A 19,555-nucleotide genomic window follows, 5' to 3' on the forward strand; every position below is an offset into this window, starting at 1 on the left:
TGCTCGTGGCATCTTCATGGTCGAATGGCGGTGCTGACCTGGGAGTGTGGATGCCCGCCAAAGCGAAGTGGGTGCTCCTCGCGGACCATATCCGTGCGCGGATCGAGTCCGGTGAGTGGGCGCCGGGGGAGAAGTTGCCGTCGACGGCCCAGCTCAAGCAGGAGCATGGCGTGTCGCAGACGGTCGTGCGCCAGGCGATCCTGGTGCTTCAGACGCAAGGGCTCGTCGAGGGTGTCCACGGCGTCGGCGTGTTCGTCGCGGAGCGGCCTGGCCCGTGAGACGACGGTGGGCTGCCCGGGTCACCGGGCAGCCCACCGTCGTCGGGTCGGGTGTTACCGGCCTAGTTCGGCCTCGAAGTTGCCGGCCTCCAGCCGCTCCTTGACCGTGCCAAGGAAACGGGCGGCGTCGGCGCCGTCGATCAGCCGGTGGTCGTACGACAGGGCCAGGTAGATCATCGACCGGACGGCCACGACCTCGCCCAGTTCCGGGTCGTTGACCACGACCGGGCGCTTGACCACGGCACCCGTGCCGAGCATCGCCGACTGCGGCGACGGCACGATCGGGGTGTCGAAGAGGGCACCCCGGCTGCCGGTGTTGGTCAGCGTGAACGTCGCGCCAGCGAGCTCATCCGGGCTGATCTTGTTGGTCCGGGTGCGCTCGGCCAGGTCGGCGACCCGCTTGGCGATGCCGCCCAGGTTGAGGTCACCGGCGTTGTGGATGACCGGCACCATCAGGCCCCGCTCGGTGTCCACGGCGACGCCGAGGTGCTCCGCCTCCGGGTAGGTGATCTTCCCGGCCCCCAGGTCCATCTGGGCGTTGACGATCGGGTACGCCTGCAACGCCTCAACGGCCGCCAGGGCGAAGAACGGCAGGAAGGACAGCTTCACGCCGTGCCGCTGCTGGAAGGCGTCCTTCGCCCGCGCCCGCAGCTTGGCGATCCGGGTGACGTCGACCTCGACCACGGTGGTGAGCTGTGCCATCTCGTGCAGCGACTCGTGCATCCGCTTCGCGATGGTCGTACGGATCCGCGGCAGCTTCTCGGTGGTGCCCCGCTTGCTGCTGGGCGTGGGCCGGGCCGCCGGCTTCGCCGCGGGGGCGGCGGGCTGCGCCGCCGGGGCCGGAGCCGCCTTGGCGGCGCGGGCCTGCTCGGCCGCGTCGAGCACGTCCTGCTTGCGGATCCGGCCACCCACGCCGGTGCCGTTGACCGTGGCGAGGTCAACCCCGTGCTCGCCGGCGAGCTTGCGGACCAGCGGGGTGACGTAGCCGGCGTTCTCCGTGCCGCCGGTCGTCGCCGGCCGGGAGGCGGGCGCGGACGGGGCGGCGGCCCGCTCCGCCTTCGCCGGATCGGCGGCGCTCTCGGCTTCGGCCGCCGGCTCGTTGTAGGAGACGCCCGGGGTCGGCTCGGTGACCTTCGGCTCGGACTTCGCCTCCGGCTTGGGTTCCGGCCTCGGCTCGGGCTTCGCCTCGGGCTCCGGCTTGGGCTCGGGCTTCGCCGTCGCACCGGCCGTACCGACGACCGCCAGCGTCGCGCCGACATCGGCGGTCTCGTCCTCCGCCACGGTGATCTCCAGGACGGTCCCGGCGACCGGCGAGGGGATCTCGGTGTCGACCTTGTCGGTCGACACCTCGAGTAGCGGCTCGTCAACCTCGACGGTGTCGCCGACCTGCTTGAGCCAGCGCGTGACGGTGCCCTCGGTGACGCTCTCGCCGAGGGCCGGCATCGTCACCGGGCTGCCCTCACCCGAGGAGCCGCCCTCGCCCGAGGAGGCAGGAGCCGACTGCTCCTGCTCCGGCTCCGGGCCGGTGCCCTCGGCGGCGGCGGTCGGCTCAGGCGCCGACTGCCGCGACTCGGCCTCGCCGCCGCCCGACGCCCCGTTGTCGCCCGACGCCGCATCGCCGATCGTCGCCAGCTCGCTGCCGACCTCGGCGGTCTCGTCCTCGCCGACCACGATGCGGGTCAGCACACCGGCCGCGGGGGACGGGATCTCGGTGTCCACCTTGTCGGTCGACACCTCGAGTAGCGGCTCGTCAACCTCGACGGTGTCGCCCTCCTGCTTGAGCCAGCGCGTGACGGTGCCCTCGGTGACGCTCTCACCGAGCCGGGGCATGGTGACCGATACCGGCATTTTCTCCAGACTCCTTCATTCCCCTGATGGGATCGTCGCCCGTCGCCGGACGCCGTGGTTGTCGTGTCAGGCGTGCGCGTGCAGCGGCTTGCCGGCGAGGGCCAGGTGCGCCTCACCCAGCGCCTCGTTCTGGGTCGGGTGGGCGTGCACGAGCTGCGCCACCTCGGCGGGGTACGCCTCCCAGTTGTAGATGAGCTGGGCCTCACCGATCAGCTCACCGACCCGGGCACCCACCATGTGTACGCCGACGACCGGGCCGTCCTCGACCCGGACCAGCTTGACGAAGCCGGTCGTCTTGAGGATCTGGCTCTTGCCGTTGCCGCCCAGGTTGTAGTTGTAGGTCTTGACCTTGTCGGCGCCGTACTGCTCCTTGGCCTTCGCCTCGGTCAGACCGACCGACGCCAGCTCGGGGTCGGAGTAGGTGACGCGCGGGATGCCGGCCTCGTCGATGACGGCCGGATTCTCTCCGGCGATCTCCTCAGCGACGAAGATGCCCTGCTGGAAGCCGCGGTGCGCCAGCTGGAGGCCGGGCACGATGTCGCCGACCGCGTAGACGTTCGGCACGCTCGTGCGCTGCCGCTCGTCGGTCAGCACGTAGCCCCGGTCCATCCGGACGCCCTGCTCCTCGTAGCCGAGGCCGGCGGTGTTCGGTCCCCGGCCGACGGCGACCAGCAGCAGCTCGGCCTCGACGGTCTCGCCGCCGGCGATGGTCACGCGAACGCCGCTGCCGGTCTTCTCGACCTTCTCGAACGGCTTGCCGACCTTAAAGTTGATTTTCCGCTTCCGGAACGCCCGCTCCAGCGCCTTCGACGACTCCTCGTCCTCGGCAGCGACCAGCCGGGGCAGCGCCTCGATGATCGTGACATCCACCCCGAAGGACTTCCACACGCTGGCGAACTCGACCCCGATGACACCGCCACCGAGCACGATCACCGACGCTGGGACCCGGTCCATCACCAGCGCATGGTCGCTGGTGATGATCCGCTCGCCGTCAACCTCCAGACCGGGCAGGCTCTTCGCGTACGAGCCGGAGGCCAGGATGATGTTGCGGCCGGTGTAGCGCTTACCGTCGACCTCGACGGTGTTCGGCGCGACCAGCCGGCCGGCGCCGGCCACGATGGTGATGTTCTTCGCGCCACCCAGCAGGCCCTGAAGTCCCTTGTACAGCCGGGCGACCACCCCGTCCTTGTACGAGTTGACCGCCGCCATGTCGATGCCGACCAGCTCGGCCTTGACGCCGAACTGCTCCGACTCGCGGGTCTGGTCGGCGACCTCGGCGGCGTGGAGCAGTGCCTTGGTCGGGATGCACCCGTTGTGCAGGCAGGTGCCGCCGAGCTTGCCCTTCTCGACCAACGCGACGGACAGGCCCAGCTCAGCGGCGCGCAGCGCCGCTGCGTAGCCACCGCTGCCACCTCCGAGGATGACGATGTCGAAGGTCTCGTTCGGCTCGCTCACGTCCAACTCCCAGGTCACCTGGCTGCATCGGGGGGTTACGGTGGGGTAATGCGGACACACCCCACCTCGGTCATCTTGTCACCACCACGCCCGGCGCGGGTAACGAGGTGCCCAACGACACGTCCGAGACACGTACCCTTGGCATCAGCTTCGATGGTGCGGGTGTGGGGAGACGACCGGTGGGACTGTTCCGACGGAAGAAGGCGCGTCCGGTCAGTCAGGACCGCGGGGTTGACCGGGGCGATCTGGGCCACCTGGAGAACTTCGTGCGGACCCGGCGGGGAGTCGAGGCGTACATCGAGCCCCGGACGACCGTCACCGAGACCACGGTCATGCTGATCGCCGACGACGGGGAGTGGACTCGCCGCCGGATCGACGGCCCGGACGGTGCGCGGCGCTTCGCCCACCGGCTGGGCATCCCGGTCTACGACGTGAGCCTGATGGGCTACCCGCAGCGGATGCGGGACTACAACGAACGCCGCAAGCGACGCCCCGAGTTGTTCTGAACCCGCATCGAATCGGCGGGTGGCGCGCCGGGCCCTCGTGCCCGCGCGGCGGGTACGAGGGCCCGGCTGACACGTCAGCCCTGGCTGGCGATGTCCTCAATCAGGTGCAGCAGGGTACGGACGGGCACGCCGGTGCCGCCCTTGGTCCAGTAGCCCGTCGGCTCGCCCGAGTGGTAGCCGGGGCCGGCGATGTCGATGTGCGCCCAGGCGACCTCCTCGGTGATGAACTCACGCAGGAACACACCGCCCTGGAGCATGTGACCCGCCCGGTCCATCCCCGCGTTGACCTGGGAGATGTCGGCGACCTCGGAGTCCATGCCCTTGCGCACGTCCTCCGGCAGCGGCATCGGCCAGGTCGGCTCGCCGACCGCCTCGCCGGCGGTCCGCACCCGCTCGCACAGCTCCGGCGTGCCCATCACACCGGCCACCCGCTTGCCCAGCGCGACCACCTGGCCGCCGGTGAGCGTGGAGGTCTCCAGGAGGTAGTCGCAGCCGTCCGTGCAGGCCCGGGCGATCGCGTCGGCGAGGATCATCCGCCCCTCGGCGTCGGTGTTGAGCACCTCGACGCGCTTGCCGTCGAACATCGTGATGACGTCGCCCGGCCGGTACGCCGTTCCGGAGGGCATGTTCTCCGCCATCGGCACGTAGGCGGTCACCGCCACGGCGGGCGCAAGCTCCGCGACCGCCAGCATCGCGCCGGCGACGGCGCCGGCTCCGGCCATGTCGGCCTTCATCTCCCACATACCCTGCGACGGCTTGATCGAGACACCGCCACTGTCGAAGGTGATGCCCTTGCCGACCAGGGCGACCCGCTTGCCGTTGCCCCCGTCAGCCGGGGTGTAGCTGATCCGCACCAGTCGCGGCGGGGCCTGCGACCCCTGCCCGACGGCGGTGATGCCTCCGTAGCCGCCCTCGCGCAGGGCGACCTCGTCGAGCACCTCCACCTCCAGCCCCGCCACGCGGGCGGCGGTTGCCACCGAGTCGGCGAAGGCGGGCGGGCACAGCTCGTTGGGGGCGGCGTTGACCCAGTCCCGGGAGGACCGGACCGCGTTGGCCACCGCCTGGGCCCGGGCTACCTCGGCCGCGGCGGTGGCGTCCCCCGCGTCCGGGACCGCGACCAGCACCTCCGCGACCGGCTCCCGCCGGGCCGGCTGTGGGCGGGTCTTGTAACCGGCGAACCGGTAGCCGCCCAGCAGGCCGCCCTCGGAGACCGCGCGCAGCGCGGCCGGGGCGTCGGCGTCGTCCGGCAGCGGCAGGGCCAGCGCGACTCGGGCCGAGCCGGCCAGCGCCCGCACTGCGGCACCGGCCGCCCGGCGCAGGGTCTCCGGGGCAGGGGCGGCGCCGGTCGGCTCCGGTCCGAGACCCACCGCGGCGATCACCGGGGCGGTAACCGTGCCGAGCGTGGCGAGCTTGATCACCTCGCCCGGGCCTCCGGTTGCGCCGAGCAACGCCAGCGTCTCGGTCAGTTTTCCGTCGAAGGCCGCGGCGATGCTCTCCGCGCCGCTGGCCAGCAGCAGGGTGCCGACGAGATCGCCGGCCCGCTCTCCGGGCTGGCTGTGCAGGCCGATGACGATCGCGTCAACGGCGAGCTCGGCGGGGTCGGTGTCGACGAGACTGAGGGAAATGGTGGGCGATGTCACTGAAGCTACTCCGGGCGGGCCGGGCCGGTCGCGTCGTCGCGTACCAGCGATGAAGGTCTCCGGCGGACCGTACCCGCCGTTGACCAGGGCTGTCCCGCCAGTGGTGCCGACGGGTCCCGCCGATGCTAACCAGCCGGGGTGGTGCCGGTAAGTTGCCACCCATGACCGACGTGACCTCCGGCTCCGCTGACACCCGGCTGCGCCGCTCTCCGCTACACGACGCGCACGTCGCTGCCGGCGCCAAGTTTGCCCTCTTCGGCGGGTGGGAGATGCCGCTTGAGTACGCCGGGGGCGGGGTGCGTAAGGAGCACGCGGCGGTCCGCGACGCGGTTGGCGTCTTCGACGTGTCGCACCTGGGCAAGGTGCGGGTCACCGGCGCCGGGGCGGCGGAGTTCGTCAACGCCTGCCTCAGCAACGACCTGGCCCGGATCGGGCCGGGTCGGGCGCAGTACACCCTCTGCTGTGACGATGCCAGCGGTGGTGTGGTCGACGACATCATCGCCTACCTGTACGCCGACGATCACGTCTTCCTGATCCCCAATGCCGCGAACACCGCCGAGGTGGTGCGCCGGCTGCGGGCCGCCGCCCCGCCGACGGTCACGATCACGGACGAGCACGAGGCGTACGCGGTCCTCGCTGTACAGGGCCCGCGCTCGGCCGACCTGCTCGGCGCGCTGGGCCTGCCCACGGAGCACGGCTACATGAGCTTCGCGGAGGGCACGTTGGCCGGGGCCAACCTGACCGTGTGCCGCACGGGCTACACCGGCGAACTGGGCTATGAACTGATCCTGCCCGCCGCGGATGCCGGCGGAGTCTGGGACGCGCTCTTCGCCGCCGATGAGCAGCTGCAGGCGTGCGGCCTGGCTGCCCGGGACACCCTGCGTACCGAGATGGGCTACCCGCTGCACGGGCAGGACCTGTCGCTGGAGATCACCCCGGTGCAGGGCCGTTCGAGCTGGGCGGTCGGCTGGGAGAAGCCGGCTTTCTGGGGTCGGGCGGCCCTGCTCGCGGAGAAGGCAGCCGGCCCCCGGCGCCGGCTGCGCGGCCTGGTGGCGGTCGATCGGGCCATCCCGCGCCCCGGCATGGTCGTCTACCACGGTGAGACGCCGGTCGGCACGGTCACCAGCGGCACCTTCAGCCCGACCCGGAAGCAGGGCATCGCCCTGGCCCTGATCGACACCGAGCCGGCCCTGGCCGACGGGGCCGAGCTTGAGGTCGACATCCGGGGACGCCGGGCAGCGGTGAGCCTGGTCCGCCCGCCGTTCGTCAACCCCTCGGTTCGATAGCTCGCCCCGGTCAGCGCCCGCGCCGCCCCTGCCGATCGGCGGGGGCGGGTGGCGGGTCAGACCGGCGGGGCGGGGCGTTCGCCGGCATCCAGGACGGCCTGCGTCCAGCCGCCTTCGCGGACCCCGGTGCCGTCCAGGACCGCCCAGTCGACCACGTCGGTCGCCTCCACCACCACCGCGGAGCCGATCCGTACGGTGGGATCCGTGTTGGCGTCGCTGGCGCTGGCACCCTCGATCTGCTCCGGCGTCGGCCAGGAGATCACCCCGGCCCACACGTACTCCGGGCCGTCCTCCCCGGGAAGTCCGTACTTCACCACCAGCTGTGTCTCCGGTGGTAGCGCCCCGGCGAGGAAGCGGGCGCGGATCTCGCCCAGTGAGGCGCGGGCGGTGGCGACCGCCTGGCTCATCGCGTCGCCGGAGCGGGTGTAGCGCACGTCCGGCGCGATGCCGGTGAAGAGGGTTCCACAGGCCGAGGCGTAGTAGCGGCTGTCCGGCCCGGAGTAGCCGGCCGGCGGCCGCAGGGTGAGGAACGAATCCGCCTCCGGGTCCGTCGCCGGGTCCAGTTCCAGCCGAAGCAGCACCGGGGCGGTGGCCCCGTGCTGTTCTGGGTTGCCGTACGCCACCGCGATGTCTCCTCCGGTGACCGTGGCCAGTACGGGGAGCTGTACGAACGCCGGCAGATCCTCGCCGGCCAGGCCGTCGGTCCACGTCCGCAGCAGCCGCCGTGCCGTGCCGGTCATTACCGCGCCCCAGGCGCGGGTCAGGTGGTCCGGCACGCCCTGTGCCTGTAGCTCCAGCAGCCCGAACCGGCGCAACCCCTTGGTGGTGAACCAGAGCCCGTCGGCGTCGGACGAGTACGGCACCAGTACCCAGTCGACCAGCCGGATCCGGCCCTGCTCATCCGGCAGGGACCGCAGCGCGGTCGTCGGGTCGAGGAACTGGAGTCCGAAGACATCCACCACGTCGCCGCCGGCTGTGTCGGCGACCGCCGCCGCCACCGCCCGCGCCGCCCACTCGTGCGCCGGCGGCCAACCGGGCCGGTACTCGGCCTGCACCACGACCAGGTGGGTCGCCGCCGCCAGCCGGGACAGCTGGGCCTCGGTTGCGCCGAAGGCGGTGAGCAGGTCCGGCGGCAACTCGGGGAACTCGTGGATCGGCCGGGTGTCCACGCTCATCAGCGGGCTGTCCAGCATCTGTCGGGCGAGTGCGTGCACCGGCTCGGCGAGCCGCCCGGTGAGCTGCTGTAGCGCGGTCTTCGTGCCCACCGTCGGCAGCCCAGTCATCGGCACCAGGTAGGTCGCGTTCAGTGTTTCCGGGACCGGTACGGGCAGGAAGTCGTCCGTGATGAGCATGGGGTCTCCCGGATGGCCGTGCCGGTGTTGTCGTGCGCAACGCTACCCGCCGGTGTGGGCGGAGCTCAGCCGGACAAGACCAGTCCCAGGTAGACAAGGGTGGTGACCACCTCGACGGTGGCACCGAGCACGTCGCCGGTGATCCCACCGAGCCGGCGTACCACGTGTCGGAGCAGCCAGACCGCGGTGGCGAGGGCGGCGATGACGACGACTGGTCCCTGCCACGGACGGTCCGGCACGGCGGCGAGCGCCAGCAGCGCCACTGCGGTGGTCCCGGTGGCGAGGGCGCCCCGCCCGACGGTCCCGGCGACCAGGGCTCCCAGCCCGTCCGGTCGGGCTGCCGGCAGCCCTCGCCGGCAGGCCAGTGCGACTCCGAGCCGACCGGCGGCGGTGGCGGTCACCACCGCCGCCAGCACGGTCGGCGTTGACCACTCGGCCAACTCCGCGAGCACCGCCGCCTGCACCAGGAGGACGACCACCAGCGCGGTGACCCCGAACGGGCCGACATCCGGCTTCTTCATGATCTCTAACGCGGCCGGACCGCGCCGGTATGAGCCGAGCGCGTCCACGGTGTCGGCGAGCCCGTCGAGGTGCAGCCCCCGGGTCAGCAGCGCGCCGGCGCCGACCGTGACGCCAGCAGCTACCAGTGGCGGCGCGAAGCCGCCGGTGAGTAGCAGCACTCCAGTGAGGAGGGCGCCGAGCAGCGCGCCGACGGCCGGGGCCAGGGCCATCGCGGTGCCGGCCACGGCCCGGTCGATCCGGCCGGCCGGCACCGGCAACGTGGTAAACGTGGTCAGCGCCAGCCGGGCCCCGGCGGCGAGCCGCGGTTCAGCCGGCACGCCGGCCGGACGAATCCAGCGGTGTGGAATCCGGATCGGTACTGGTGGGCCCTGGTCCGGCCGGTTCTGGCTCGCGGAAGTCCGGCTCATCCTCCGTCGGCGTCGCCGGCTCCGACTCCTCCGTCGGCTTGGCCGGCTCCGACTCCTCCGTCGACGGCTTCGCCTCGTCTGGTTCGTTCGTCGTCGACCCGACGGCCACCGGCTCCGTCGTCGACTCGGCCTCCTCCGGCGCGGCCTCGTCCGACTCGATCCGTAGCGACGGGTGCACCGGCAGCGCCGCGGCCAAGGCCAGCGCCGACCGCAGCAGCGGTAGCGCCACCAGCGCGTTCGCGCCCTCGCCCACGTCCAGCCGCAGATCAAGCAGGGGAGTGAGGCCGAGCACGTCGGCGGCGAGTTGGACACCGGGGTGCCCGCCGTGGTCGGCGAGCAGGCACCAGTGCCGGGCCGGCCCGGCCAGGTCGCGGCTGACCAGACCGGCCGCGACCCCGACCGGTCCGTCCAGGAGCACCGGCAGCCGCCGCGCGGCAGCGCCGAGCAGCACGCCGGTGGCGACCGTGATGTCGCCGCCACCCACCTCGGCGAGGATCTCCTTGGGCTCGCGGGACGAGTGGCGGCTGCGGTGCAGCCCATCCCGGACCGCCGCGCAGCGGACCATCCACGCGGCGTCGTCGTACTCGCCGGCATCGGTGCGCACCCGGGCGAGTACGGCGGGTGGTTCGGCGCCGGCCGTGGCGGCGAGCACCGCTGCCGCGGCGGCGTCGGTGCCGGCGCCGCAGGCCCCCAGCACCAGCAGCCGCACACCCGCGTCGGCGGCCTGGTCGGCGAGCCGCCAGCCGAGCTGCAACGCCGCCTCGACCTGGTTGAGGGGGAGCGCCGGGTCGGTCTCGATCGGGTCTGCGGCGGGAGCCTCAACCACCTGCAGCTCGGCCCCGGCCTCCGCGGCGAGGCGGGCCCACGCACCCCGGCCGTCCCGGGCCTCCTGGGCCCGGCGGGCGGAGTCGCCGGGGGTGGTGCCGGCGGCGGCGCCGCCCGCGTGGTCACCATGCACCAGCAACATCCGGGTGCTGCTCCAGGGGGCGGGCTGCGGAGTGCCCTGGGTGGCGGCGGCGAACTCGACCAGTCGGGTGAGCCCGCCGAAGCCCGCGCCGGGCAGGTCCCGGGTGGCCGCCCGCTCCACGGCCTGCGAGCCGGCGTCCTCGTCGGGCATGGGTAGCTCCAGGCCCGGCTCGATGGCCAGGCCGGTCGCGGCCACCGGCGGCGTCAACCAGGGGGCGCCGTCACCGGTGGCGAGTTCGGCCGGTGCGGCCGGGACGCTCGGGGTCAGCACCTTCGGTAGCGACGTCGGTGCGAGGGCCGGACCGGTAGCGGTTCTGCTGCCGGCGGCGGCCGGCGTGACCTGAGCCGGGACGGCGGCCGGGCGGGTCGGTGGGGGTGGTTTGAGCCAGCTGGGCTGGCCGGCAACCACCAGCACGACCGCGTCAACCGCGTCGGCGATCGCCCGGTTGGCGGTGCCGAGCGCGTCGGTGAAGGCACGGCCGAGCGGGGTCGTCGGCACCAGCGAGAGGCCGACCTCGGCGCTCACCAACACTAGCCGGGCGGGGCAGGAGCGGACCGCCGCAGCCAGCTCGGCGATGGTTGTCGTGGCGTCGGCGGGTTGATGGGCGGGGCTCAGGAGAGCCGTCACCCAACCACCGACATCGTCAACGAGCAGCGTCTCGGCGGGCTGAGCGGCGGCTAGCATCTCCGCCAGCTGGCGTGGTTCCCCCGCGGTCTCCTCCGTGGTCCACCTCGCCGGCCGGCGGGCGCGGTGAGCTTCGAGGCGGGTCGCCCACTCCTCGTCGTCGGCGCTGGTGTCGGCGGCGGTGGCCACGTACCGGACCGTCGGCGCGTCGGCCACCAGGGCCTCGGCGAACTCGGACTTTCCCGACCGGATTCCGCCGAGCACCAGGACCGTGTTCCACCCGTCAATGGACATGCCCGTACTTTAAGGCCGCCCGGTGCCCGCCCGCCTCCCGCCCCGCTCCTCCCGGAGCTGCTCACATCTGCCTGGTAACGATCATGATCGGGCCGGACGTGCAGCCGCCGGCGGCGCGGCGGACTAGGCTGACGGGAGATCAGCGGCGAGGGGAGACACGCAGATGGCGTGGAGCTGGCAGTACGAGGGCGAGAACGGCGAACCGGCGTCGGGGCCGGCCGAGTCGTTCAGTAGCCAGGCGGACGCCGAGTCCTGGATCGGCCAGACCTGGCGGGAACTCGCGGCGGCCGGCGTGATCGCGGTCCTGCTTGTCGAGGACGACCGCGTGGAGTACCGGATGAGTCTGCAGCCCCCGGCGGAGTGATGGCCGGAGACCGGGCTGGGGGCGGGCCGCTGGTGCTGGGCGTGCCCCGGGCCGCGTTCCGCCCCAGCCCGGTCTTCCTCGGGCTGGTGGCGCTCTTCGTGCTCAGCGGAGTCCTGACCTGGCAGGAAAGCGGCAACATCCGGGTCAACGTGTTCCTCTTCGTCGTATCCGGATGGCTGGTCTCACTCTGCCTGCACGAGTACGCGCACGCGCTGGTGGCCTTCCGGGCCGGTGACCGCAGCGTCGCGCACCAGGGCTACCTCACCCTCAACCCACTGAAGTACAGCCATCCGCTGTTGTCGATCGCGCTACCGGTGCTGGTGGTGCTGCTCGGTGGTATCGGCCTGCCCGGCGGCGCGGTCTGGGTGGACCGGCACGCCATCCCGGGGCGGCTACGGCACACCCTGGTCAGCCTCGCCGGTCCGGCCACGAACGTGGTGTTCACACTGGTGCTGGTCATCGCGGTGCGGCTGGCGGCGAGCGGCGGTGGGCCGGTGCAGTTCTGGGCTGCGGTGGCGCTGCTCGCCTTCCTCCAACTCACGGCGAGCCTGCTCAACCTGCTTCCGGTGCCGGGCCTGGACGGAGGCAACATGATCCAGCCATGGCTCTCCCCGCCCTACCGGCGGGTGTACGACCTCTTCGCGCCGTACGGCTTTCTTCTGCTCTTCGCGCTGCTGTGGAACCCCCGGATCAACGGCTGGTTCTTTGGGACGGTCTTCGCCGTCGGCGACGCGCTGGGCCTACCGCCGAGCCTGTACGGGCTCGGCCTGGATCTGGTCCGCTTCTGGCAGGGCTGAGCCCGCACGGTACCGCCGGTAATTCCGGTTGGCGGTGGACCGGTCATCCCGCACGGGGGGTACCGCTGGTCGTCCCGCACTGCGGTGGGCCGGTCATCCCGGCCCACCGCATGGGCGGGTCAGGGCCGCTGCGCGGGGGACTCGGTCCGGGCCGGGTCCCGCTCGACAATCGGCTCGATGATGTCGTCGATCGCCTTGAGCAGGTCGGCGTCGAGCCGTACCCCGGCCGCCTTGACGTTGTCGTGCACCTGCTCGGGGCGGGAGGCGCCGATGATCGCAGAGGAGACGTTCGGGTTCTGCAGCACCCAGGCGATGGCGAGCTGGGCCATGCTCAGCCCCGCCTGCTCGGCGAGCGGCTTGAGCTGCTGCACCCGGGTCAGCACGTCGTCGCTGAGCCACTTGGAGATGAAGTGCGCGCCGGACTTCTCGTCGGTGGCCCGGGAGCCCGCGGGTGGGGGGTGACCCGGCTGGTACTTGCCGGTCAGCACACCCTGGGCCATCGGGGACCAGACGATCTGGCCGATGCCCAACTCCTCGCTGGCCGGCACCACCTCGGCCTCGATGACCCGCCATAGCATCGAGTACTGCGGTTGGTTGGAGATCAGTGGAATCCGCAGTTCACGGGCGAGCGGGTGGGCCTGGCGCAGCTGCGTCGCCGTCCATTCGGAGACCCCGATGTAGAGGGCCTTCCCAGCGCGGACAACGTCGGCGAACGCCTCCATTGTTTCTTCGATCGGGGTGCTGTGGTCATACCGGTGCGCCTGGTAGAGGTCGACGTAGTCGGTGCCCAGCCGGCGCAGCGAGCCGTCGATCGACTCCATGATGTGCTTGCGGGACAGGCCCCGGTTGTTGTGACTCGGCCCGGTCGGCCAGAACACCTTCGTGAACAGCTCGAACTCGGAACGCCGTTCATTCTGCAGCGCCCGGCCGAGGACCTCTTCCGCGCGGGTGCCCGCGTACGCGTCCGCGGTGTCGAAGGTGGTGATACCGGCGTCCAGGGCGGCCCGGACACAGGCGAAGGCCGACTCCTCCTCAACCTGGGAGCCGTGGGTGATCCAGTTTCCGTATGAGATCTCGCTGACCATCAGGCCGGAACGGCCCAGGTGTCGGAATTCCATCCCCTGACCTTAGCTCGGTGATACGTCGCCCACGAGGGACACAGTTCTGCTCGCCGAACCCGGTGCACCACGGGCCGGTCGCCGAGCCGTTGCCGGCCGACTTCCTGTCCGAACAGGTCAGAGCAGTGGTACCGCATCGGTGAGCAACTGCTCGATCTCGGCGAGCACCCCGGCCTGGTCGGGATGCGTCGGTTCGATCAGCGGTCTGCCCTGCCGATCCAACGCCCCCCATCGGCCGGCGGCGGTGGCTACCAGGTAGGCCACGGGGTGCACCACCAACGCCGGGTGTACCGGCGGCACGACCACCCGGCCGGTCCGGTCCACCACGCCATACCGTCCGGCCTGGTCAACGACGGCCAACCCATCCTCGGTGAAGCCATCCACCTGCCCGCCGGCAACGAGCATGGTGGCGAATCCGTGGTAGCGGGTCGGTACCACCAGCCGGCCGGCGCGGTCCACCGCGCCCCACCCCTCCCGCCGGACCACGGCGATACCGCGTCGGAACGGGCGCACGTCGGCGAAGCCCGGTGGCACCACGACCTCGCCCTGCGGGTCAATCGCACGCCAACCACCGGGCTCGCCCTGGGACACCCAGGCCAGCCCGTCGGCGAACGGGCGGACCACCAGCCAGGACGGGGTCAACACGGAGCTGCCAGCTCGATCGAGGAGCGACCACCGTTGGTCGTCCGGCCGGCGAACCCAGGCCAGGTCCTCTCGGAACGGCTGCGCCTCCGCGTACTCCGCAGCGATGACCAGGTCACCGTCCGGGTTGGCGTACCCCCAGAGATCGCCGTCGCGCGCCGGCACCGGCGGTTGTTCCGGCTCCAGCAACTCCGCCCTGCTGCGAGGGTACGGCCCGAAGCCGGTCTTGGCGGCTCGATCGGCGACCGCGTCCAGACTCATCCGTACCCGCTCCAGCAGCTCCGCATCGGCGGTGCCGCGTAGGTCCAACGCCCGCTCGAAGTGCAGGCAGGCCTCGATCAGCCGACCTTGGTCAACGCAGCACCGTCCAGCATGTTCGTGCAGCGCCGCCCGGAGTCGGTCGGGCAGTTCCGGTGAGTTCGCCCGGGCGAAGAGGCGGTCGGCTTCGTCGTACTCGCCCCGCCACCGCAGCACGTGTGCCAGCCGGGCCTGCGCGAGAGCGGAGCGTCGCAACTCGCCGGTGGCCTCCGCGTAGGTAAGGGCCAGCCGGCCGTCTGCCAGCGCGTCATCCAGATCACCAGCCGCCCGGGACGCCACGGCCCGCAGACTGAGCAGCCGGGCCCGGGATCGGTTGTCCATGGCCGTGTCGAGCTTCTCGGTCAGCCGGTGTCGGATACTCCGGAACTGCTCGGGGTCGGGGATGACCTCGCGGAGGGTGGCCGGGTCCAGTCGCCAGGGAAGGTTGGCCAGCACCCGTTCGGGGTCGCCCGGCGGAGCGGTGTCGTCGGCGTTCGCGGCATCCGGTGGGGGAGTGGCCGCCACCTCCGGTGCGGGGCCTTCCCTCGTGGCCGTCGTGGGCGCCGCTGTCTCCGCTGCCGCTTCCGCTGTCTCCGCCGCTTCCGCTGGGTCGGCCTCCGGCCGCGGCGCGGGTGCGGATGGCGCGGGGAGCACCGGGACCGGCTCCGGCGTGGCCGCCGCCGTGGTTGCCGCGGCCGGATCCGCCGGCACCGACGTCGCCGCGGTCTCCGGTCCCGGCTCTGGCTCCGGTCCGGGTTCCGGCTCCTGGTGTGCGTCCGGCTCCGGTCCCGGCTCTGTCTCCTGGGGTGTTTCCGGTCCCGGCTCTGGATTCTGGTGTTCGTCCGGTTCCGCGTCCGGTTCCGGCTCCCGGTCCGCCGTGACCGGTGGCGTCGTGGTCTCCGAATCCGACGAGGCGGGCTCGGTGGTGGGAGCGGGCCCCGCCGCTGGTGCCCGTTCCCGGCCCGCGTCGGCTTGTGCCGGGTCTGGGTCTTCCGCCGGGGCGGTGTCGGCTATCGGGGCTGAATCCTCGTCCGGGGCTTCGTCGTCGCTGTCGAGGACGCCAGCAGCGGCGGCCGGTGTGGCCCCGGTTGGCTCGGTCTTCTCCGGTGCGATGGTGGCGGGCTCCGCCTCCTCTTCCTCGGGTGTGCCGGCGGTGTCCACGTACTCAGGGGTGGCGCTGGCTGGCTCCGCCGAGGGCGGTGACGCGGCGGTTGGCGCGTCGTCGGGCTGGTCGGGTGCGGCGGCCGGAGACGGTGCGTCGGGGCTGGACGGGGCAGGCTCGGCGGCGGGCACGAGCGGTTCGGCGGGTGGGGTTGGCTCGGCGGCGGTGGTGGCCGGCCCGAACCAGGCGTTTGGCCCGCTCGGGCCCGGCCCCGGACCGACGGGGTCGGTGGTGGTGGGGGGTGGCGGAACGTACCGCCGCGGCTGCGGTGCACTGGTGGCGGGGGCTGGTCCGGCCGCCTCGGGAGGCGGCGGCGTCGGTCCGGGAGGTGCGCCGGTGACCGGGCGGTCCGGGTGCGGATGGGTTGGCGGGGCCGTCCCGGCGCCGCCGGACACCGGTCGGCTGGGGGCGCCGGACACCGGTCGGCCGTACGGTGGCGCCGACATGCTCGTCGGGGGACCGCCCTGCGGCGGTCGGTGGGGTGGCGGGAGGTGCGGTCCGTGTGGCTCGCCGCGCCGGGGGCCCTCCTGGTTCGGGCCCGGCTGGGGTGGGGGCCAGGGGCGTCCGGAGCTGGGCCGACGGTTGGGGTACGGCTGCTGGTCTGGGTGCCGGTCGGGGCGGCGTATCGCCCCGGGCGCTCCGTCGTGGTGCGGGTGGACGGAGCGGTCACCGGGCCCATCCCGGTTCGCCCGGAGCCCGTCCGGCCTCAGGTGCCCACCGTCGCTCTCCGGCGGTACGCCGGGCCGGCCATGATCGGTGTCGGCGGACCGCCCCCACGGGTAGCGGGTCCGCGGTGGCGGCCCTCCGGCCTCCCGACCGAGGGCGTAGCGGTCGCGTCCCTGGGGTCGCTCCTCATCAGGTTCGGGAATCCAGCCCGGTTCTGGGTGCCGGGCGGGGGAGACCGGCTGATTCCGCCCCCCGGGCTCGTGCCACGAACTCCGGTCGTCGTACCGGTCCGGGCGGGCGTACTGACCGCGCCCGGAGCCGGTGCGGTGGCTGTCCCGTTCCCAGCCGGGGTCGCCGTCACGTATATCGGGCGGCGCTGGCCGCGGGCCTCGGTCGGCCCCCCGCGGCACCTCGCTGGGCCGTCGGCGGCGCAGCTCCCCGTCGTGGCGGGCATGGCGGTCGTCCGGTTCATTCCAGGAGCGGCCGATGTAGGTCCCGTCGGGGCGGGTCGGTGCCAGCGGGGGCACCATGGCCCGGCCGATAACGGCAGCTCGCCCGTGCGCGGCGGGCGGTTGGGTGTGCTCGATTCCGATATCGCCGGGGTAGCGCTGGCCGGGGAACTGCGGATGCCACTCGCTCGTCGGCTCGACCATCCAGGATGGCTCGGCGGGGTGGTGCCACGGGTCGCCGTACCCGCCGCGGCTCATCCGCGCGCCCTGTCGCTGGCCTGGACGAGGGGGTTGCCTCGGAGCGCGCGCAGGGGTTGGGCGGGATCTGGCGGGGGCGTCTGTCTGTGTTCGGACGCGCCCCGATGACCGGCTCGCGTCCGCTCGCTCACGGCGATTGTCACCTCGTTGCACCTTGTCGCGCTGGGCACCCGCCGGCCGGTGGCTTCTTCCGTTCAGCAAGGTGTAGCTGCGGAAGGAGGGTAGCGGCGTGGGCTCGGTCGCCGCCACTGTGGCGCCCGCGCGGGACCCAAACGTTATCCCATGTTCCGGAAATTTGGGCTAAATCCGGACCAGGGTTTCGGCATCCGGACAGCTGACCACAGGTCTTCGTAGCTGCCGGGGCCAGTTCCGGTGGCGTCGGCGCCCCGCCGGGCGCCGTGCGACGTTGGGTCGAGGTGTCGGAAGGGGGGAGCGGCTACCTGGCGGCGGGGTGCCGTCAGACCGGGTCGCCGATGGCGACGCGGGGTACGGGGGCCCGCATCCGGCGGAAGGTGATCGACCGCATGATCGCGTAGAGGTAGAGCGAGCCCATCCGTTGCCCGGAGTTCGGGAAACGCTCTCGGACCAGCTTCTTGATCTTCCGGGAGATCAGGACCGAGTCGATGATCAAGGCGAACGCGAGCACCACCCACAGGATGTTGGAGCCGAGCCGGACCTCCGGCGGCATCGCCTGGTTCGAGCCGAGCAGCACGATCAGTGCGCCACCGAAGAACCAGGTGCCCACCGTGCGTCGGGAGTCGACCACGTTGCGGGCGAGCAGCCGCTCCGGCCCTCGGTCTCGGGGGCCGCCCTCGCGTCGGAACTCCGCGGCCGACTCGGCGCGCAGCCGGCGGCGCTCCGCGCGGCGCTCTTCTTTGCTCAGCGACTTGACCGCCGTGGTGGGGCGCCGCCCGATGCTGGGCCGCTTGGGCGTCTCGCGCCCCTTCGCCGGCGTGTAGCCCCGGGGTTGGGCGGCGGCGGGCTCCTCCTCGGACGTCACCAGCTTGGTGGACTCGTCGAGCAGGTCAGTGGCTTTGCGACGAAACAGGGGCACGTGGCAAGCGTAGCCAAATGTCCGCGCCCGGTGCACATCGCGGTGCGCCGGGCGCGGGCGTCAGGGGCGGGCATCGCCGCCCGGGGTGGTACGGGTCACGGTCGCTCGACGTGCGCGCCCAGATCGGCGAGCTTCGCCTCGAAGTCCTCGTAACCACGGTTGATGAGGTCGACGCCGTACACCCGGGAGGTGCCCTCGGCGGCGAGTGCCGCGATCAGGTGGCTGAACCCGGCCCGCAGGTCGGGGATAACCAGATCGGCGGCGTGCAGCTTGCTCGGCCCGGCGATGACCGCCGAGTGCTTGAAGTTGCGCCGGCCGAAGCGACACGGCGTGCCGCCCAGGCAGTCGCGGTAGACCTGGATGTTCGCACCCATCGAGTTCAGTGCCGAGGTGTAACCAAGTCGCTGTTCGTACACCGTTTCGTGAACGATCGAGAGGCCGCGGGCCTGGGTCAGCGCCACGACCAGTGGCTGCTGCCAGTCGGTCATGAAACCCGGGTGTACGTCGGTCTCCAACGCCACCGACTTCAGCTCCCCGCCCGGGTGCCAGAAGCGGATGCCGCCCTCCTGGCCAGGGTCGTTCAGCCGGGGTGGGCGGGCGTCGGTGACCTCGTACTCGCCGCCAACCGAGCGGAAGATGTTCAGGAACGTCATCATGTCGGCCTGCTCCGCGCCCAGCACCTCGACGTGGCCGCGGGTGGCCAGCGCGGCGGCGGCCCAGCTGGCTGCCTCGATCCGGTCCGAGATCGGGCGGTGCGAGTAGCCGTGGAGTTTCGGCACGCCCTGGATCTCGATCACCCGGTCGGTGTGCACCTTGATGATCGCGCCCATCTTCTGGAGGACGCAGATCAGGTCGACGATCTCCGGCTCGACCGCCGCGTTGCGCAGCTCGGTGACGCCCTCGGCCATCACCGCGGTCAGCAGCACCTGCTCGGTGGCGCCGACGCTCGGGTAGGGCAGGGCGAACTTCGTGCCGTGCAGGCCGTTCGGTGCCGACAGGTGTAGGCCCTCCGGCTGCTTGTCGACGGTCGCCCCGAACTCGCGCAGCGCCTGGAGGTGGAAGTCGATCGGGCGGGGGCCGATGTGGCAACCGCCGAGGTCGGGGATGAAGGCGTGGCCAAGTCGGTGCAGCAGTGGCCCGCAGAACAGGATCGGGATCCGGCTCGAACCGGCGTGCACGTTGATTTGGTCGGTGCTGGCGCTCTCCACGTTGGCGGGGTCGAGGACCAGCGCGCCGTCCTCGTCGCCATCGGTGACCTTGACCCCGTGTACGCCGAGCAGGCCACGGACGACCTCGACGTCACGGATCTTCGGTAGGTCGTAGAGCCGGCTCGGGCTGTCTCCGAGCAGCGCGGCGACCATCGCCTTGGAGACGAGGTTCTTCGCGCCGCGTACGCGAATTCGCCCTTCCAGCGGAGTGCCTCCGTGTACGACCAGGACGTCATCGGTCAACGCAACCTCCAGCGCGTCGAGTGGTGCCGGGTATCGGTGGGGTTGGATGTCCTGCGATCCGTGGTGGCAGGGGTCGGTGACCGGGACACCCACGTGTCGTCGCCCAGGGCAGCATAGC

At 72.3% G+C, this 19,555-nt stretch carries 15 protein-coding genes; 5 read left to right on the forward strand and 10 right to left on the reverse strand.

Features of this window, described 5'->3' with window-relative positions; genetic code table 11:
• Positions 1-50: 50 nt before the first annotated feature.
• The gene (locus tag K228_RS0103655) at positions 51-278 is read left to right on the forward strand and encodes a GntR family transcriptional regulator (protein ID WP_029723344.1); all 228 of its coding nucleotides are present in this window, start codon (positions 51-53) and stop codon (positions 276-278) included.
• Positions 279-332: 54 nt separating this feature from the next.
• Here K228_RS0103655 and sucB read toward each other — a convergent pair whose 3' ends face one another.
• Positions 333-2,126 (reverse strand): 2-oxoglutarate dehydrogenase, E2 component, dihydrolipoamide succinyltransferase, encoded by a 1,794-nt coding sequence (gene sucB / locus K228_RS0103660; protein WP_025617191.1) that lies wholly within the window; start codon positions 2,124-2,126, stop codon positions 333-335.
• A gap of 66 nt (positions 2,127-2,192) precedes the next feature.
• Entirely contained in the window at positions 2,193-3,581 is a 1,389-nt protein-coding gene (gene lpdA, locus K228_RS0103665; RefSeq protein WP_025617192.1) for a dihydrolipoyl dehydrogenase, read from the reverse strand.
• Positions 3,582-3,760: 179 nt separating this feature from the next.
• Here lpdA and K228_RS0103670 point away from each other — a divergent pair, with 179 nt between their 5' ends.
• Entirely contained in the window at positions 3,761-4,087 is a 327-nt protein-coding gene (locus K228_RS0103670; RefSeq protein ID WP_025617193.1) for a hypothetical protein, read from the forward strand.
• Positions 4,088-4,161: 74 nt separating this feature from the next.
• Here K228_RS0103670 and K228_RS0103675 read toward each other — a convergent pair whose 3' ends face one another.
• On the reverse strand, positions 4,162-5,727 hold the full coding sequence (locus tag K228_RS0103675) for a leucyl aminopeptidase (protein WP_025617194.1): 1,566 nt from the start codon (positions 5,725-5,727) through the stop codon (positions 4,162-4,164).
• Positions 5,728-5,888: 161 nt separating this feature from the next.
• Here K228_RS0103675 and gcvT point away from each other — a divergent pair, with 161 nt between their 5' ends.
• A complete protein-coding gene (gene gcvT / locus K228_RS0103680; RefSeq protein WP_025617195.1) occupies positions 5,889-7,013 on the forward strand; it encodes a glycine cleavage system aminomethyltransferase GcvT in 1,125 nt (374 codons plus the stop codon).
• 56 nt (positions 7,014-7,069) lie between these two features.
• Here the strand turns inward: gcvT and K228_RS0103685 are convergent, their stop codons facing one another.
• From K228_RS0103685 to cobU, 3 genes are all read right to left on the reverse strand, one after another.
• A complete protein-coding gene (locus tag K228_RS0103685; RefSeq protein ID WP_025617196.1) occupies positions 7,070-8,365 on the reverse strand; it encodes a DUF2314 domain-containing protein in 1,296 nt (431 codons plus the stop codon).
• A gap of 65 nt (positions 8,366-8,430) precedes the next feature.
• A complete protein-coding gene (locus tag K228_RS0103690; protein ID WP_025617197.1) occupies positions 8,431-9,204 on the reverse strand; it encodes an adenosylcobinamide-GDP ribazoletransferase in 774 nt (257 codons plus the stop codon).
• A complete protein-coding gene (gene cobU / locus K228_RS0103695) occupies positions 9,194-11,179 on the reverse strand; it encodes a bifunctional adenosylcobinamide kinase/adenosylcobinamide-phosphate guanylyltransferase (RefSeq protein WP_025617198.1) in 1,986 nt (661 codons plus the stop codon). Before cobU ends, K228_RS0103690 begins: the two co-directional genes overlap by 11 nt.
• Before the next feature lie 163 nt (positions 11,180-11,342).
• Between cobU and K228_RS0103700 the strand changes: the two genes are divergently transcribed.
• Together K228_RS0103700 and K228_RS0103705 are read left to right on the forward strand one after the other, a co-directional pair.
• On the forward strand, positions 11,343-11,543 hold the full coding sequence (locus K228_RS0103700; protein ID WP_018216464.1) for a hypothetical protein: 201 nt from the start codon (positions 11,343-11,345) through the stop codon (positions 11,541-11,543).
• Complete coding sequence (locus K228_RS0103705) at positions 11,543-12,340, forward strand: site-2 protease family protein (protein WP_025617199.1); 798 nt, start codon at positions 11,543-11,545, stop codon at positions 12,338-12,340. The genes K228_RS0103700 and K228_RS0103705 overlap by 1 nt, the downstream gene beginning before the upstream one ends.
• 119 nt (positions 12,341-12,459) lie before the next feature.
• Here the strand turns inward: K228_RS0103705 and K228_RS0103710 are convergent, their stop codons facing one another.
• The 4 genes from K228_RS0103710 to murA form a co-directional block, all read right to left on the reverse strand.
• The gene (locus K228_RS0103710; RefSeq protein WP_025617200.1) at positions 12,460-13,458 is read right to left on the reverse strand and encodes an aldo/keto reductase family protein; all 999 of its coding nucleotides are present in this window, start codon (positions 13,456-13,458) and stop codon (positions 12,460-12,462) included.
• A gap of 117 nt (positions 13,459-13,575) precedes the next feature.
• Positions 13,576-16,005: a WG repeat-containing protein gene (locus K228_RS0103715; RefSeq protein ID WP_080671532.1), complete on the reverse strand. Its 2,430-nt coding sequence runs from the start codon at positions 16,003-16,005 to the stop codon at positions 13,576-13,578.
• A 1,384-nt stretch (positions 16,006-17,389) separates the two neighbouring features.
• Positions 17,390-17,986, reverse strand: a complete 597-nt coding sequence (locus K228_RS0103720) for a DUF3043 domain-containing protein (protein ID WP_025617202.1) — start codon at positions 17,984-17,986, stop codon at positions 17,390-17,392.
• 95 nt (positions 17,987-18,081) lie between these two features.
• Positions 18,082-19,530, reverse strand: coding sequence for a UDP-N-acetylglucosamine 1-carboxyvinyltransferase (gene murA, locus K228_RS0103725; RefSeq protein ID WP_025617203.1), 1,449 nt, complete (start codon positions 19,528-19,530; stop codon positions 18,082-18,084).
• Positions 19,531-19,555: the final 25 nt, after the last annotated feature.

The organism is Salinispora cortesiana (assembly GCF_000484695.1).
GTDB lineage: Bacteria > Actinomycetota > Actinomycetes > Mycobacteriales > Micromonosporaceae > Micromonospora > Micromonospora cortesiana.